The organism is Sphingobacterium endophyticum (assembly GCF_009733535.1).
Lineage (GTDB): Bacteria > Bacteroidota > Bacteroidia > Sphingobacteriales > Sphingobacteriaceae > Sphingobacterium > Sphingobacterium endophyticum.
Genome location: NZ_SMMI01000015.1, coordinates 50,945 through 67,825 on the forward strand (window position 1 = coordinate 50,945; position 16,881 = coordinate 67,825).

16 protein-coding genes are annotated in these 16,881 nt (G+C 36.5%); 11 read left to right on the forward strand and 5 right to left on the reverse strand.

Annotation, left to right across the window (positions count from 1 at the left end):
- Positions 1-20 precede the first annotated feature (20 nt).
- Positions 21-2,327, forward strand: a complete 2,307-nt coding sequence (gene tamL, locus E0Y80_RS16310; protein WP_231596079.1) for a translocation and assembly module lipoprotein TamL — start codon at positions 21-23, stop codon at positions 2,325-2,327.
- Here the strand turns inward: tamL and E0Y80_RS16315 are convergent.
- Complete coding sequence (locus tag E0Y80_RS16315; protein WP_156308747.1) at positions 2,324-2,866, reverse strand: hypothetical protein; 543 nt, start codon at positions 2,864-2,866, stop codon at positions 2,324-2,326. The two genes, tamL and E0Y80_RS16315, sit on opposite strands and share 4 nt — an antisense overlap.
- A 114-nt stretch (positions 2,867-2,980) precedes the next feature.
- Between E0Y80_RS16315 and serS the strand changes: the two genes are divergently transcribed.
- Complete coding sequence (serS, locus tag E0Y80_RS16320) at positions 2,981-4,252, forward strand: serine--tRNA ligase (protein ID WP_156308748.1); 1,272 nt, start codon at positions 2,981-2,983, stop codon at positions 4,250-4,252.
- 77 nt (positions 4,253-4,329) lie between these two features.
- On the opposite strand, the gene E0Y80_RS16325 is transcribed toward serS, so the two are convergent.
- From E0Y80_RS16325 to E0Y80_RS16335, 3 genes are all read right to left on the reverse strand, one after another.
- Positions 4,330-5,058, reverse strand: coding sequence for a class I SAM-dependent methyltransferase (locus E0Y80_RS16325; protein ID WP_156308749.1), 729 nt, complete (start codon positions 5,056-5,058; stop codon positions 4,330-4,332).
- Complete coding sequence (gene pncB, locus E0Y80_RS16330) at positions 5,051-6,229, reverse strand: nicotinate phosphoribosyltransferase (RefSeq protein ID WP_156308750.1); 1,179 nt, start codon at positions 6,227-6,229, stop codon at positions 5,051-5,053. Before pncB ends, E0Y80_RS16325 begins: the two co-directional genes overlap by 8 nt.
- A 139-nt stretch (positions 6,230-6,368) precedes the next feature.
- On the reverse strand, positions 6,369-7,904 hold the full coding sequence (locus E0Y80_RS16335; RefSeq protein ID WP_156308751.1) for a DUF6600 domain-containing protein: 1,536 nt from the start codon (positions 7,902-7,904) through the stop codon (positions 6,369-6,371).
- 218 nt (positions 7,905-8,122) lie between these two features.
- On the opposite strand from E0Y80_RS16335, the gene E0Y80_RS16340 reads away from it, so the two are divergent.
- The 6 genes from E0Y80_RS16340 to E0Y80_RS16365 all read left to right on the forward strand — a co-directional run bounded on the left by E0Y80_RS16340 (position 8,123) and on the right by E0Y80_RS16365 (position 12,158).
- A complete protein-coding gene (locus tag E0Y80_RS16340; protein ID WP_156308752.1) occupies positions 8,123-8,881 on the forward strand; it encodes an MlaE family ABC transporter permease in 759 nt (252 codons plus the stop codon).
- 5 nt (positions 8,882-8,886) lie between these two features.
- On the forward strand, positions 8,887-9,663 hold the full coding sequence (locus tag E0Y80_RS16345) for an ABC transporter ATP-binding protein (protein WP_156308753.1): 777 nt from the start codon (positions 8,887-8,889) through the stop codon (positions 9,661-9,663).
- Between the two features lie 8 nt (positions 9,664-9,671).
- A complete protein-coding gene (locus E0Y80_RS16350) occupies positions 9,672-10,664 on the forward strand; it encodes an MlaD family protein (protein WP_156308754.1) in 993 nt (330 codons plus the stop codon).
- A 61-nt stretch (positions 10,665-10,725) separates the two neighbouring features.
- Complete coding sequence (locus E0Y80_RS16355) at positions 10,726-11,427, forward strand: RluA family pseudouridine synthase (RefSeq protein WP_156308755.1); 702 nt, start codon at positions 10,726-10,728, stop codon at positions 11,425-11,427.
- A gap of 32 nt (positions 11,428-11,459) precedes the next feature.
- Entirely contained in the window at positions 11,460-11,747 is a 288-nt protein-coding gene (locus E0Y80_RS16360) for a hypothetical protein (protein ID WP_156308756.1), read from the forward strand.
- Between the two features lie 3 nt (positions 11,748-11,750).
- Positions 11,751-12,158 (forward strand): DUF983 domain-containing protein, encoded by a 408-nt coding sequence (locus E0Y80_RS16365; protein ID WP_156308757.1) that lies wholly within the window; start codon positions 11,751-11,753, stop codon positions 12,156-12,158.
- Here E0Y80_RS16365 and E0Y80_RS16370 read toward each other — a convergent pair.
- A complete protein-coding gene (locus E0Y80_RS16370; protein ID WP_156308758.1) occupies positions 12,155-12,448 on the reverse strand; it encodes a DUF4286 family protein in 294 nt (97 codons plus the stop codon). The two genes, E0Y80_RS16365 and E0Y80_RS16370, sit on opposite strands and share 4 nt — an antisense overlap.
- A gap of 96 nt (positions 12,449-12,544) precedes the next feature.
- On the opposite strand from E0Y80_RS16370, the gene E0Y80_RS16375 reads away from it, so the two are divergent.
- The 3 genes from E0Y80_RS16375 to E0Y80_RS16385 are packed head-to-tail and all read left to right on the forward strand — an operon-like array spanning position 12,545 to position 16,822.
- On the forward strand, positions 12,545-14,431 hold the full coding sequence (locus tag E0Y80_RS16375; protein WP_156308759.1) for a S9 family peptidase: 1,887 nt from the start codon (positions 12,545-12,547) through the stop codon (positions 14,429-14,431).
- Positions 14,432-14,436: 5 nt separating this feature from the next.
- On the forward strand, positions 14,437-16,101 hold the full coding sequence (locus tag E0Y80_RS16380; protein WP_156308760.1) for a sensor histidine kinase: 1,665 nt from the start codon (positions 14,437-14,439) through the stop codon (positions 16,099-16,101).
- 13 nt (positions 16,102-16,114) lie between these two features.
- A complete protein-coding gene (locus E0Y80_RS16385; protein ID WP_156308761.1) occupies positions 16,115-16,822 on the forward strand; it encodes a response regulator transcription factor in 708 nt (235 codons plus the stop codon).
- The last annotated feature ends 59 nt before the right edge of the window (positions 16,823-16,881 follow it).

Sequence of the window (16,881 nt, forward strand, 5' to 3'; positions counted from 1 at the left end):
TTTTTGCAAGTATAACGTTTTTGTCGCTAATTATTGCGTCCTGTCGTTCGGCGAAATACCTTGACGATCATCAGTACCTGGTGACAGATGTTGATTTAAATGGTGTTACACCGGAATTGAAAGAATCTGCAGGAATGTATGTAGCGAATGAAATTCGTCCAAATTCCCCTTTGTATCTAACGATTTATAATCTTTTCAATACCCGTGATGGCCGATATAAGACGGAAAAGATTAAGAATGTTGGCGAAGCACCTAGGATTTTGGATTCTGCAGTTGTTGAACTGTCAGCCAATCAAATAGAGCGATTTTTGCAGACCAAAGGTTATTTCAATGCGAAAGTTCAGCCTCAAATTGAATTCAATAACAAGAAGGCCAAGATAGACTTTAATGCTAATCTTGGTAATCCATATATTGTTCGTGATATACAAAGGAATGTAGCTGACCCAATAGTTGATTCAATCTATCAGGAGAAAGTGGTTCCAAGAAGTCTCTTAAAGTCAGGCAAAAAATATGATGCTGCCGATCTTTATCTGGAACGGGAAAGAATGTATTCTCAGATGCGTGAATCCGGATATTATGATTATTTGAGGCAGTATATGCGGACTGGAATAGACACCATAGGGCTAAACAATCAGGCTGATTTATTGATTCAAGTTTCCGACCGAGAAGATTCCAGCAAGCATAAGGTTTATTATATCGACAGTGTATATTTTACAGTAGAAGCTGCCGAACCTGAATTAAAAAGATTTTCTGAAGGCAAATATGATTCCTTAACAAAGATTTTTTATACGGATGAAACCGGGAATTTCAAGTTAAGGCCATTGTCAAGATATGCCTTCTTAAGGTCGGGGCAGAAATTCAATAGTCAAAATGAAGAATTAGCCTACGATAGACTTTATGAGATGAATGGCTTTCGTTCGGTAAAGATCAACTATCAAAAAAAGGATTCCAATAAATTAGATGTTGATTATAATCTGGTGCCTAGGTCAGCGATGAGTAACCAAATTGAAGGAGAATTTACCTTCAGTTCAGGGATGAGTGGTTTCAACGTTGGTAACACCTTTTCGCATCGCAATGTTTTTGGAGGTTCAGAGACGATAGAGGTGAAAATGCGCTATGGTGTTTTATTTGATTCTAGGCTACCTGGGAGTTTAACGGATAAGATTTTCAACAATGATTTTCAAGTAGGGGTAAATTTATCGTTTCCAAGACTTCTGACTCCATTTCGGGTACGTAGTGTAGGTCGATATGGATTACCCCGAACAACTTTTTCATCGAGTCTTCAACTGTTTTTCCAAGATCAGACGTATGCAAATCGGTATTGGATCAATAGCCTGAATTATATCTGGTATGAAGCAACGAATAAAATGCATAGCCTTACACCGGTTGTAATTGAATATAGGCATGGACAATTGAATGAGGAATTCAAGCAAAGTTTAGAGGATCAAGGATATGGGCTTTACGTGCGGAGTAATGACCGGAAATACTTTGGTCTTGGCGCTCAATATGCCTATACTTACAATTCTACCAAGTTGACAAGTAAGGAGGATTTTAATTATTTCCGTGGTGCAGTAGATGTGAGTGGAAATCTGTTAGGTCTATTAGGAAATGTCATGAAGTTCAAAGAGAATTCTGATGGGGAAAAACTTATTTTCGGAGTTCCTTTCCTTCAATATATTAAAGGGGAGGTGGATTACCGATGGTACAAACATTTAGGCGGTAACCGTCAGTTTGTGTTTCGCCTGAATTCAGGAGTTGCAGTTCCTTATGGGAATAATTCTTCGTTGAATATGATTTTTGAGAAGAGTTTTTTTGCAGGAGGGATGAATGGTATTCGAGCTTGGCAAGCGAGGACGTTAGGTCCTGGAGGGTATAATCGATCATCGATGAATCCTGACTTTCGTGTAAATCTGAGGAATTTAGACCAATTAGGAGAGATCAAGATAGAGTCCAATGCTGAATTTAGATTTAGGATGCTGGACAACTTTTTTGGGGCCAAGTTAAATGGGGCCACTTTTTTGGATGCTGGAAACGTTTGGAGAATCAGGGAAGATATCATCAATCCTAATGGTGAATTTAGGGGAGATAAGTTTTTATCGCAAATAGCTTTAGGAACTGGATTTGGATTACGCGTAGACTTGGATTATTTTATTATACGTTTAGATGCCGGACTTAAACTAAAAGACCCTCAATTCTCAGGATCTGATCAATGGGTTATCAAGAATTTCTTTGATTCCAAGAAATTTAAAGAAGATTATTATCAAACCAATTGGCCAGATCGATATAGTTTTATTCAATATAATTTTGGAGTTGGAATGCCTTTTTAAAAGAGGTCTTTTACTGCCATAATTGAGCTTTCCAGTAATTGGCGGACATCTAATCCTTTGCTGTGATTCAAATAGAAATAAACTACAGCCAAAACCAATAGAGTGATTAAGAAGCGTTTGAATTTGTAGGCTATATAAAGGATAAGCAGCGGAATAATAATTAAAAGAATCCCACTGATTTTATAAGGAGTAATTCCCTTATCGGTCATTCTTAGGAAAAAAAGTTTTCCGATATCTGATCCTGCAAATTTATGTTTAAAGAATACGAAAGTTGAAGATTCAATGGGGTTGTTTGTCACAGCCACACCATCACTAAATTTTAATTCCTGTTGAAACCCATTGATGGTAAAAGCATAGTTTCCATTTACGGTATTGTCTGTTTTTTCTGCGGTATCAATGGCAATGATAGCCAATTTACCGTTCTGAGAAAGATTTTCCTTAACCGTAAAGTCCTTAATAATTGCGTTTTGAGCAATGGAAAGATTGGGCATCAAGTACAAGATACTAAGGCATATATAGAGAATCCATCTGTTTTTCATGATGCAATGATACAAAATTGCAAGGATTCTAGGAATGGATAAGGATAAATTCAAGTTTATTAATTGCAGAGGTCTTCTTATCTTTGCAACATTATAAATAAAAAGCATAATTATATGTTGCAATTAAATTACATCCGTGAAAATCGGGACCATGTAGTTGAAAGACTAGGAGTTAAGAATTTCAACGAAGTAGAATTGGTCGATCAGATCATTGCTTTAGATGAACAACGTCGCAAAACACAAAATCAATCTGACTCTATTGCAGCTGAGGCAAATTCGTCCGCTAAGCAAATTGGAGACTTGATGCGTCAAGGAAAGAAAGAGGAAGCTGAAGCAATTAAATCGCGATCTGCATCATATAAGGAGCAAATAAAGGAACTTACCGACTCATTAGATAAGATAGAGAAGGAATTGCATGATAAATTGATTCAATTGCCAAACCTACCTTATAAATTGGTTCCAAGTGGAGTTGCAGCAGAAGATAATGAGGTGGTTCTTGAAAATGGATCAGTTCCTCAATTGCCTGCCGGCGCAATGCCTCACTGGGAATTAGCAGCAAAATATGACATCATTGATTTTGAACTAGGTACCAAAATTACAGGTGCTGGTTTTCCTGTTTACAAAGGTAAAGGGGCTCGTTTACAACGTGGCTTGATAAACTTTTTCCTAGATGAAGCAGCAAAGATGGGTTATCGTGAGGTACAGGTTCCTATTGTAGTTAATGAAGATTCAGCATATGCTACTGGTCAGCTACCTGATAAAGAAGGACAGATGTATCATGTTGTTAATGATGATTTTTACTTAATTCCAACAGCGGAAGTTCCTATTACAAATATATATCGTGATACGATTGTTAAAAGTGAGGATTTTCCAATTAAGCATTGTGGATATACGCCATGTTTCCGTAGGGAGGCAGGTTCTTATGGAGCGCATGTCCGTGGATTGAACAGGTTGCATCAATTTGATAAAGTTGAATTGGTACAGATTGTAAATCCTGAGAAATCTTACGAAACCCTAGAGGAAATGAGCAGTTATGTTCAATCGTTATTACAGAAATTGGGATTGCCATATCGTGTATTACGTCTTTGTGGCGGGGATATGAGTTTTACTTCCGCTATGACTTATGATATGGAAACTTATTCTGCAGCACAAGAGCGTTGGTTAGAAGTTTCATCGGTTTCAAATTTTGAAACATATCAAGCGAATCGACTGAAAGTTCGTTTTAAAGGTGAAGATGGCAAAACTCAATTAGCACATACACTAAATGGTTCAGCATTAGCTTTACCTAGAATTGTGGCTACACTATTAGAAAATAATCAGACTGAAAAGGGAATTAAAATACCAGAAGTCTTAGTTCCATATGTCGGTTTCGAATATATCGACTAAAAAACAATAAAAAATCCCGATGAAAACTCGGGATTTTTTATTTTATATAAAGTTTATTTTTTCGTCTGATTTTGGCTTTAAGATTGAGAAATATCGGAAAGATCATCTTTCCTCGGTTCCATCCTGACTAAATATTGGTCATTGTCATCTTCGAATAAAATCTGTACTACCCAATTTTCCTCATGGGCAATTTTGATCAACGTTTTTTGATCTATATAGAGCCAATTAAAGGGCTGACCAAAGTTTCCTTTGTATTCATATTGAAAATTGATTTCTCCAAAATAATGCTCAGGTCTTGGGATGCGGTATTCTTCATAGAGATATGAAATGTCAGAACTATCAAAAATTAACTGACCACGATCCGTCATTAAAGATTTGGAATGCTGAAGTAATTTTCGGAAGCCTTCGATTGTTTCTGCAATTCCGATTCCATTCATTAGAAATAGGAGGGTGTCATATTTTTTATCGGTGAATTGAAAGAAGTCGGCATGAATAATATGTTTAACACCTCTTTTCTCCATGATTTTGCATGCAGTTTCTGATATTTCCATGGCATCCACTTCAAAACCTTTCTCCTGTAGGTAAAGAGCGTGTACCCCAGCACCGGCTCCTACATCGAGTACTTTTCCGTCGCAGAGAGATAAAGCAATATATTCCAGTTCAGGAATATCATCTTCTTCTCTAAAAAATACTTCGATTGGCATCTCTTCGATGTCGCCATAGCTGCTGTGAAGGAGCAAAGGCTCGTTAAGTTTTCCTAATCCATGATAGTCATAAAGAGCTTCTCCGTATACGTCCCTATTCATTGGTTGGAATATTTAAAAATCGTTTTGCCATTTTAATTTCTTCTGGATCACCAGTATGTTTATTCGGTTCATCGGACAATTTGATGACCGGTGTCCATTCACCTTCATCCGGGAACGCCTCGGTCATTTTAATTACGATATTCATTCTGGCTAATCCGACATCGTTTGTAAAATCAGTGCCTATACCGAATGAATGGCCAATTTTGCCCTGAGAGAAATTAACAATCTTAACTACTTTATCGTAGTCTAGTCCATCAGAGAATATGATTGTTTTATTCAAAGGATTAATTCCTTTGCTATTGTAATGATCAATAGTTTTTTGCGCAAACTCAATTGGATCTCCGCTGTCATGCCTAACTCCATCAAATAGTTTGCTCAATTTCTTGTCAAATTGTTTAAAGAATACTTCGGTAGTATAGGTGTCAGAGAGTGCAATTCCAAGATCGCCACGGTATACGTCGGACCAGTTTTCTAATCCCAAAAGGTTGGCCATTTTGTAGCCATATTTTGCAGCATGGAACATAAACCATTCATGGGCATGGGTGCCTATAGGTTTGGTATGATATTTCATTGCAAAATGCACGTTGCTTGTTCCAATAAAAGTTTTTGAAGGATGGTCTTTTAATGCTTTGATGACTAAATCATGAACGGCATAAGAATGCCTTCTTCGGGTACCAAAATCTGCAATGGTAATATTGAGCTTATCATATTTATCCATTTTGTCATTGACAATTTTCATGACTTCAGCATCGTCCACCCGCTGTTGGCCAGTCATTTCATAATAAGTTTCGCAGATTAATGCCATCAATGGGACTTCCCAAAGAATCGTTCGATACCAATAACCTTCCACTTTTACAGTTAATTCCGATCCATCTTGGGTGATTTTCACCTCATCAGGGTCATAATGGTAGCCTTGTAGAAAGTCAAAATAAGTGGGGTCGATATATGGGCACGTCTTTGCGAAAAAATTTTTCTCTGCCACCGTTAATTTTAAGTTAGCCAGTTGATTAACAGCCTCTCTTAATTTTTCAGCAAATCCTTTAGGAAATTTATGCTTTCCGCGGTTAATAAATTGATATCTCGCTTTTGCTTTTGGGAAAAGTTTTACAACTGCATATTGCATTGTAAACTTATAAAAATCATTGTCTAAAATGGAGGTGAGTTTTGCCATTCCTTTTTAAAATTTTGCTAGTGCTTTATTGAAGTTAACAAAAAGCAGGCACAAAAATGCTTTTTTATATACAACAAAGCAAAGGCGGATTGAATATTTTCAACCCGCCTAAACAATTTGTTTCAACTAAATATAAATTTTATCCTCTATTTCCTCTGCCATTTCCGCGTTCTGAGCGTTGGCTAGACTGAGGTCTTGCTTGACCTCTAGATTCATTTCTTGAACTACGTTCAACTGAAGGACGACTTTGACTAGCACCCGAACTGCGAGTTTGGAAAACTCTGTTTTGTTGTTGAGGACGTTGTTGTTCTGCTCTTGGTTGACGTTGTTGTCTTTGCGGAGCAGATGATCTCTCTTGCCTGCGGTTCATTGATTCGTTTCCAGAGGGTCTTGAACTTCTGTTCATAGACTCATTTCTAGTTGGACGAGAACTCCTGTTCATCGATTCGTTTCCAGAAGGCCTAGAACTGCGGTTCATTGACTCATTTCTAGTTGGACGAGAACTTCTGTTCATCGATTCGTTTCCAGAAGGTCTAGAACTGCGGTTCATTGACTCATTTCTAGATGGACGAGAACTTCTGTTCATCGACTCATTTCTAGAAGAACGATCCATTGACACTCGACCTCTAGATTCAGGTTGACGACCTGTATTGCTGTTCCTATTGGAATTCCCACGATCTACTCTTTCAGTACGTGAGTTTCCACGTGTTGCTTCTCGATTACTTCTATTTGAGTTTCCGTTTCCAATATGCATTTCACGTTGACCATTGGCATTACGTGTAATTTTGTAATCGCCATTATTTCTGTCATTGTTGCTGCGACCAGACGATCTACCGTTTTCTAAACGGCTTGTAGATTGTCTGTTGTTATTGGAGCGAGAATTACGATTATTATCTATTCTATCGTTGTTTCTTCCATTGCTTCTGCTGGTAACTGCACGATCATTTCTATTGTTTCTGTCAGGACGATACATAGAAACTGAACTGCGGTTTACACGAGATGCTCCACGTCTATTATCGAAACTTACGTTTCTGACATCAACCCTTCTACCAATATGTCTTTCGATATCACGTCGAGCAGGGCCACCATAGTAACGGTTGTTATTTACAATGTAAGTATTGTTAATGATTGTCGTATTGTTATAAATATTGCGACGACCATAAGACCAATGTCTGTCCATATAGCGATCATAGATTCGAGTTGTAGGAATAAATACCCACAAATCTAAAGGTAAACCTATATTCACAGTCACGCTTATACCAGGTCTCATTGGAGCCCAACCGTAATATCCGCCACCTGAGCGCCAGTCTACCCAAGCTGGTCCCCATTCATAACCAGGAACCCAAGCCCAACCTCTATGCGGTCTGTGTACCCAACGGCCATAATGAAAAGGTGCCCAACCCCAATCGTAGTTTGATACCCATGTATTACCATATTCAGTCATAGTCCAGTATCCGTTTGAACCGTAGGGTCTGAAATCGTCACCTTCGTTAGGATACCATACATCACCATATTCTTCATCACGGTCCCAATCACCATAAGGGTCAAGTTCTTCGTGAAAAACATCGAAATCAACATCATCATAGCCTTGTGCTGAAGCGGGCTTGATGCTAAACATTCCTATCATCATAAATAAGAATGCTGTGAATATTGTGGATGTTTTCAAATTTTTCATATGTCAACAAGTTAAAGTTTACACCATAATTTGTACGTATGACATAACGATTTAAGAAAAGGTTTAATTGTATAATTATTTTGTCAAACTTTTTCCATAGAACTGATGTTTCTGCTAATAATGGATACTGTTTCCGAATGGATATAAGAATTTTTGTACATTTGCCTCGAATTATTTCTAAATTTTAAAAAGGAAATATACGTTAATAAAGACTGTTAATGGCTAAGAAAATTGAGACCTTATTACTAGAGTTTGCGAAGATTCATCGTTTTTTGATGCGTTTTTTTCGTGAAGTGGTAAGTCCCCCATACGAGTTTAAAGAGATCATCAGACAATGTTATGAAATTGGTTGGAAATCCTTTCCATTAATTAGTTTAACTGGATTTATCGTAGGATTTGTATTTACCAAACAATCAAGACCTTCCTTAGAAGAGTTCGGAGCAGCATCTTGGCTACCGGCATTAATATCGATAGCTATTGTTCGTGCCCTGGCACCTTTGGTTACGGCATTAATAGCATCGGGTAAGGTAGGTTCTCAAATCGGGGCAGAACTTAGTTCTATGAACGTTACTGAACAGATCGATGCCATGGAAGTTTCTGGTACAAATCCATTTAAATTCTTGATTGTTAGTAGAATTATTGCTACAACTACAATGATTCCTGTACTTTGTTTTTATGTTGCCGGAATTGGTTTGGCGGGTGGATATTTGAGTATTATTTCAAAGGATCAATTGAGCATTTTGAGCTTTATTACGCAAGTATTTGAGGCGATTGCTCCCAAAGATATTTTTGCAATGGTATTTCGTGCCATTGTATTTGGTTTTACCATTGGATTCGTTAGTACCTATGTTGGATATTATTCTTCTAAAGGTACGGAAGGTGTAGGTAAGGCAGCAAATAGTGCAGTAGTTGCTTCGATGTTTATTGTATTCATTGAAGAGCTATTGATTGTTCAGGTTCTAGCTTTAATGGGATAATTGATATGGAACAAAAGAAGCCGGTAAATATTAATTATGACGACATCGTAATCGATGTTGAAGGAGTGAGTAAGTCATTTGGTGACTTACATGTGCTTCGTAATGTTGACCTGGATTTATATAATGGCGAGAACTTAGTGGTTTTGGGTAGGTCTGGTACAGGTAAATCTGTACTGATTAAATTGATCTCAGGACTACTTAAGCCTGATTCTGGAAATATTACAGTCTTGGGTGAAGTTGTTAACCAATTAAATGAGAAGGAACTTCGTGCCCTGCGTTTAAAGATTGGTTTTTCATTTCAAAACAGTGCATTGTACGATAGTATGACGGTCCGTGAAAATCTTGAGTTTCCATTAGTTCGAAACAAGAGAAACCTGACTAGGGTAGAGATTAACCATGAGGTTGAAGATGTTTTGGATGGTGTAGGGTTGTTGAGAACAATCAACCAGATGCCCTCAGAACTTTCAGGAGGTCAGAGGAAAAGGATTGGTATTGCCCGGACATTGATTCTAAGACCGGACATTATGATGTACGACGAACCGACTGCAGGACTGGATCCTATTACTTGTTTGGATATTAATAGCTTGATCAATGAAGTTCAAGAAAGATATCAGACATCATCTATTATCATTACCCATGATTTAGCCTGTGCAAAAATGGTTGGAGATCGGGTAGCGATGCTATTGGATGGTAAGTTTGAAAGAGTGGGTAAATTCTCGGAAATCTTTGATACAGAAGATACGAGAGTGAAGCCTTTTTATGATTATAATTTTATAGTTTAACGAGATATATGGCAGCATCAGAAAGAAAACGATCGATAATAGTTGGATTGTTTACCTTCATCGGATTAATCATCTTGGTTGCAGGGATTTTAGTAATTGGAACACAGCAGAACAAATTTTCGAAAAACCTAACCGTAACGACTTATTTTAAGGATGTGAAAGGATTAAAGGTTGGAAATAATGTTTGGTTTTCAGGGGTTAAGGTTGGGATTATCAAAGAAATTGGATTTGAGAGCGTTGAGAATGTTCGCGTAATCATGAATGTTGAAGAGAAATCCAGCAAGTTCATTCGCAAAGACGTTATTGCCACTTTAAGTTCAGATGGATTAATTGGTAATGCAATCATTAGTTTGGTTGGAGGTACTGAATCGTTTCCACAAATTAAGGATGGAGATGAGATTAAATCTGGGGTATCTGGAGGTATGGACGCTATGTTAGCGACCCTACAGGTCAACAATGAAAACCTAGTTGAGATTACGAAGAATTTTGCTGCATTATCCAAAAACCTATTGGAAGGTAAGGGTGCGGTTGGAGCGATGATGACGGATGAAACCATTGCTAATAATTTAAAGCAATCTGTTTCCTCTTTAAATGGTACAATGACTCAGGCGAATCAAGCTGTAAATAATTTGGTAACATTAACAAATAAATTAAACAGTAATCAAGGTTTAATTCATGAGTTATCAACGGATACAGCTGTTTTTGCGAGCTTAAGAGAATCTGCAGCACAGTTGCAAGGAGTAACTCAAACGGCTTCTGCATTGATGTCAAATCTTAATCAAACAACTGAAAGGCTGAATGACAAAGACAATGCAATTGGTGTTTTGACAAATGATCCTGAAGCTGCAAATGAAATAAAGCAGATTCTTAAAAATTTAAACTTGAGCACTGAGAAGCTGGATCAAAATATGGAGGCTTTGCAGAGTAACTTTTTATTAAGAGGATTCTTTAAGAAAAAAGCTAAGGAAGAGGCAGAAGCTGCAAAGGATTCTATCAACTAAATTGAATAATCTTTTAAAATAATATGAAGCGTCTGCTAAGGACGCTTTTTTTATAATTGATATGAGTATTACAGACCAAGATGTCCTTTACGAGGACAATCATTTTATAGCAATCAATAAGCGTGGTGGCGATATCGTGCAAGTGGATGTTTCGGGAGACCTCTCCATGGAAGATATGGTAAAGGAATACTTGGCTAAGAAATATAACAAGCCAAACGCTGCATTTCTAGGAGTTATCCACCGCTTGGATAGGCCGGTAAGTGGAATGATATTATTTGCAAAAACTAGCAAAGGATTAGACCGTATGAACCGATTGTTCCATGATCGTAAAGTACAGAAAACATATTTGGCGTTAGTAAGGGAAAAACCTCCTCAATCAAAAGGTACATTAAAGAACTGGTTGCTTCGCGACAGAAAGAAAATGATTACTAAAGCATATGACCGTGAAGTGAAGAATGGAAGTTTTGCGGAGTTGACTTATGAAGTAGTAGGACAATTAGAAGGTTATTATCTTTTGAAAGTAAACCCAGTGACTGGGAGAACGCATCAGATCCGAAGCCAATTAGCTTTTATGGGTTGTCCAATAGTAGGTGACAATAAATATGGTTATCAGCGTGGAAGCCACAGAAGGACTATTTGTCTGCATTCGAGGTCACTAAGTTTTGTCCATCCAATTAAAGAAGAAGATATGATCATTAAAGCTCCTTTGCCAGAAGATGGGTTTTGGGAGAAATTTAATGTGTTGCTAAAAGGAAACATATAAGAAAATTGGTATAATAACGTTAACTTTGCAATATGAGTTTCGTTCATAAGTTCAGATTAAGTTTATTCGCTACGGTGTTGATTTTGACATTGTTAGCGATGCCAAGCATAAGCTCGGCACAATGTGCTATGTGTTCATTAAATGCTGAAAACAGCACCCAAGATGGCAATACACAAGGAAAAGGCTTAAATGATGGTATTTTATTTTTATTAGCCATGCCCTTTATGATTGCTGCTGGTGTTGGTTTCTTATGGTATAAGAAATATAGAAATACTGGACATCAAGAAACAATTTCAATCGCTAAACCTTCTGAAGATTAAAGTATGATTTCGAAATTGCAAGCCGTTTGTCAAAGTAAATGCCCAAAATGTAGAACTGGAAATATGTATACTGGCTCTGCATATGGATTTTCTAAGCAGAAAATGCATGAATACTGTCCACATTGTGGTTTCAAGTTTGAAATCGAGCCAGGATATTTTTATGCAGCGATGTATGTAAGTTATGCTTTTTCAGTAGCAGAGGTGTTAACACTTGCTTTAGCGACCGCATTTATTACTCATAGTGAATCTCCATGGACTTATATTGCCGTTCTTTTTATAGCAATTGTGGTTTTTGCACCATTCAATTATCGGTACTCCCGCTTGGTGTTATTGCACTATCTTTCTCCCAAAGTAACTTTTGATCCCAAATTATATGGTGAGAGAAAGAATAGCGCTGATTTAAAGGGTTAATTATGGGAGATGTATTGCATGATGCTATCAAAAAGAAAAGCCTTTTCCATATGATGCTCTGCAATATAGTCCTGAAGTTTTTGAACAATTTGAACCTTAATTCTCTCAACTTCTTCCTCACTGCTAACTACGACTTGAAGGCAATACGTTTGTCCTTCATGTGGAGAATGCAGCATTTTTAATAAACTAATCTTATCTTCTGAATATTCATTGACGAGATCTTGGGTCCATTCGACGATTTCCTGATGGATTGAATCTTCAATAATAATTGATACATTATATAAATACATATTTAATAAAGCTTTATTCAAGCTGTAAAATTAAGGTTGCAAAAGGAACTTTCCGGTATTTTTTTATAATATTTGGTAAGAGGCTAATAAAATAGAATGAATTTGAAAAACTTGTTCTCTGTTCTAATAGTGTTGTTTGTTTTCACTTCATGTAAGCAAGAACAGGGGGGGCAATCACGTGTTCCGATTGAGGATTTTTTTGTTAAGCCAGAAAGAACCTCATTTAAACTATCTCCTGATGGAAGCAAAGTTGCTTACTTAGGGGTGCACGACCATTGCAAAAATATTTTCATTCTTGACCTCAAAGAGCCTGATTCATCAAAGCAACTTACTTACCAGGTCAATTTGAATGTCCAGAGTTTTTTCTGGCTAAATAGCCAAAAGATAATCTTTTCAAACACCCAGTCTACTTCAGATAGTTTAAGGATGTTTCAGATTGATGTAAAATCTGAACAAAGAAAACCATTGTTTGCCCCTGAAAAAGCGCGCCTGCGTTGGGTATATCCAATAGTTGAGAATAATGGTAGTTTATTGGTGGGAATGAATAAACGTGATTCAAGTTTATTTGATCTTTACAGGGTTTATTTGGATGGAAGGCAACCTCAGTTGGTAGATCAAAATCCCGGAAGTGTTATGAGTTGGATTGGATCTCCAGATGGAGAGGTGAGGATGGCATTGACTAGTGATAGTGTTCAAGAATCAATTTTATATAGAAAAGGCAATGGTCTTCCGTTTAAGGAGGTGACTAAGAATGATTTTGAGACAATTTTTGTGCCTTTGGGTTTTGTAAAAGGTTCTGATAAAAATATTTTTGCGCTATCTAACCAAAATCGGGATAAGATGGCCTTAGTAGAATATGATGTCGAAAACGGAAAAGAGCTTCGTCATATCTACGAGCACAAACGCGGAGATTTAGGGGTAGAGGGCTACTCAAACAATCTTCAAGAAATGCTTTATACGACTTCCTTTGCCGATAATTACAAAAAAAAGATCTTTAATTCAGCTTATGAAGGTGTTTACAAAAGGTTAAAGGGGAAATTTTCTGATTCTGAAATTAGCTTTTTAGATAGTGACACAACATTGAATGGATTTATTGTTCGGGTATATAGTGATGTTCACCCCGGTGAAACCTACTATTATAATCGTCAAAAAGATGATCTTCAGCTTTTAAATGAAGAAAACCCAAAATTAAAGGGGTTGGAATTTAACTCTATGGAGGAGGTTGAATTTTTGTCTAGAGACAATAAAAATATACATGCCTACATAACTTATCCGAGAAATAAGCGTAAAAACATCCCTGTTGTAGTATTGGTTCATGATGGTCCAAATCGACGAGCCGAATGGGGTTTTGATCCAGAAGTTCAATTTTTAGCAAATCGAGGATATGCAGTCTTTCAAGTGAATTATCGCGGGTCAATTGGTTATGGAAAGGAGTTTTGGACTGCAGGATTTAAAGAATGGGGCGGAAAGATTCAATCTGATATTACTGACGGTGTTGCCTGGTTGATTCATCAAGGAATCGCTGATAAAAATAACATCGCTATTATGGGAACTGGATTTGGAGGTTATTCTGCACTTTATGCTGCAGCATTTAATCCATCTTTATATAAATGTGCAATTTCTTCCTCTGGGTATAGCAATCTATTCACTTATTTCAGAGAAATACCACCGCATTTAAAGCATTACGTTCAATTGTTCTATAGAATAATCGGTAATCCAGAAACAGAACCTGATCTGTTCCAAGCGATATCGCCTATTTTCCATGCTGATAAAGTACGGATTCCTGTATTGTTCTTCCAAGGAGGAAAAGACAAATACAGTTCAGTCACAGATGCAAATCAATTTGTAGGAAAATTGAAAAGCAATGAGATCCCTGTTCGATATGTATTCAAGAAAGATGAAGGCAAGCGATTTAGAAATGAGGAGAATATCGTTGAATATTATCAGGAAATTGAGAAGTTTCTTGGCCAATACCTGAAATAAAAGTAATGGTGAAGAAGGCTAGTAAATATAGAAAGAACATAGGCTTATTAATAGCCTTTTTGGCTTTTTTGACAGTTCTATATGTCATATCTGTTTTCTTAGCAAGGACTATGATGTCCAATTTCGTAGAATCTGAATTCTATAATAGAAAAGTCGATGTGTTCGATGCCTCCCTAAAACCTTTCAATAGTTTTTTCAATAATGACATTGCTGAAGTTTCAAATTACCAAGGCTATCTAGATTCTGTTCATGCGGTTAACTATTCCGAGAAGATATTAAGGAAGAATCCGTTCGTAGAGGATGTGGTATTTTATGATGTATTATTTACCAATCAAAATGCTACGGTTCGAGGGGTTCGGTTTCAAAATTTATTGATCTATCCTCGATCTATCTATTCATTTAAATTGAATGATGAGAATAGGTTAGTAAAGGAACGAATTTCAGGAGTTGATAATCGACCTACTTCGGATGATTTTAACAATATGGCCATTAAAATGGTTAATTTCCTTGATGTATTAGACGATTCAACATCTTTGAGTGAAAATGATATTTATAGGATATTCTATAATACCGTTCCAGGAAAAATAACCTATTTAAATATTCCCCGAGTAAATACGTTAAGAGCATATAAGTCATTAATGGAAGATACTGTTTCGATGGCAGCACCGGTAGCCTTCGATCAAGATTTATTTGTCTATAAGGTTAATCCTCAGAAAATTAAAATAGTAAATAATCAACCTCGGTTATATGAGAACATTCGGATTAAAGCGATTGCTGATCCCAATGTTATGGAAGAAAAAGCTTTTTTGTCGACTGACATGCCATTGGCCGGTGCCTTATCTGATTACAAACTACAATTTGATTCTTCGCAACATTTCCTGCAGGGAGAAATTAATAGAAGGTTTTTTCCGGTGGTATTGGGAGTTTCACTATTATACCTGATTCTTTTATTGATTATTTACTTGATTTATAGAAATATAAGTATCAATAGTCGACTGTTCCAATTGCAGTATGATTTCATCAATAATCTTACCCACGAATTCAAAACACCTGTAAGTGTAATCAAAATTGCAGGCAATAATATCAGAAGTGCCGAGAAGATCAGTGATCAAGAAAGAACAATGTATGGTAAAATCCTTGATCAAGAGGCGGATAAGTTAAATAATCTAATGAATAAGTTGCTGTCTTTCACGCAGATAGAAAATAAATCATTAAAATTTAAGGGAGAATACATTGATTTGAACAGTTTTTGCGAGGAAGTATTTGATGGGACAAGGATCAAATATCCTGATCTTGAGCTGACTTACAACTTGGATGTGGACAGTAAAATGTACACAGATCCTGTTTTATTAAATTCAGTGTTCCAGAATTTAATTGATAATGCATATAAATATTCAGAAGTTTCGAGAAAATTTATTGATATTAGTGTGCAACAAAAGAAGAAACACTTCATCATGAAGTTTAGTGATAAAGGGATTGGGATTAATAAAAATGAACTAAAGAATATTTTTAAGAAGTTTTATAGAGTCAAAAATCAATTTAATCAAGGTGGAAGTGTTGGGCTAGGATTAGCATTTTGTAAAGAGATTACCGAATTTATGGGAGGAGATATTAAAGTATATAGTGTGGAAGGAGAAGGGACGACATTTACTTTGAGTTTTCCAAAATAATGTATAGAATACTATGAATAAAGATATAACTATTGCCGTTGTAGAAGATGATGATAACCTAAGGTTTTTGGTTAGTCATCGTCTGCAAACAGAGAATTTTCAAGTTATTCAATGCAGTGATGGTTTAGAGGCCGAAAAGATCATTTTGGATCAAAAACCAGATATCGTATTGCTAGATTGGATGTTACCAGGAAAAGAGGGGATAGATGTATGTGAGTCTGTACGAAAATCTGGATTTGAAAATATTATCATCATGATGACTGCCAAGTCACAAGATATTGATAAAATAGATGCTTACAGCTATGGTGTAACCGATTATATTACTAAGCCATTCAATATGGATGTTTTAGTAGCTATGATTGAGAATAAGGTACGCTTTTTCGTGCCTAAAACACAGAATGAAATCTACCATTTTGGCGATACTGAACATCATCCTAACGTGCACTCCTTAGTACGAGATGGTAAGAAGATCGAATTAACTATTCTTGAGAATAGAATCCTTTTACATTTCTTACAAAACAAAGGCAGAGATATTACCCGTGAAGAATTAATGGAGGTCGTTTGGGGCTATAGTTCCAATGTAAACACCAGAACATTAGACATGCACGTCGTTCGATTAAGGAAGAAAATTGAGACTAATCCGGATAAACCACATTACCTACAAACAGTTCGCGGATTAGGTTATAGATTCATCAATGAAGAAACAGATGATGTAAGTTAGAAATTTGTTTTATTAAATTTAATTATATAACTTCGTCAGAAGAGCAAGACCATGTTGTC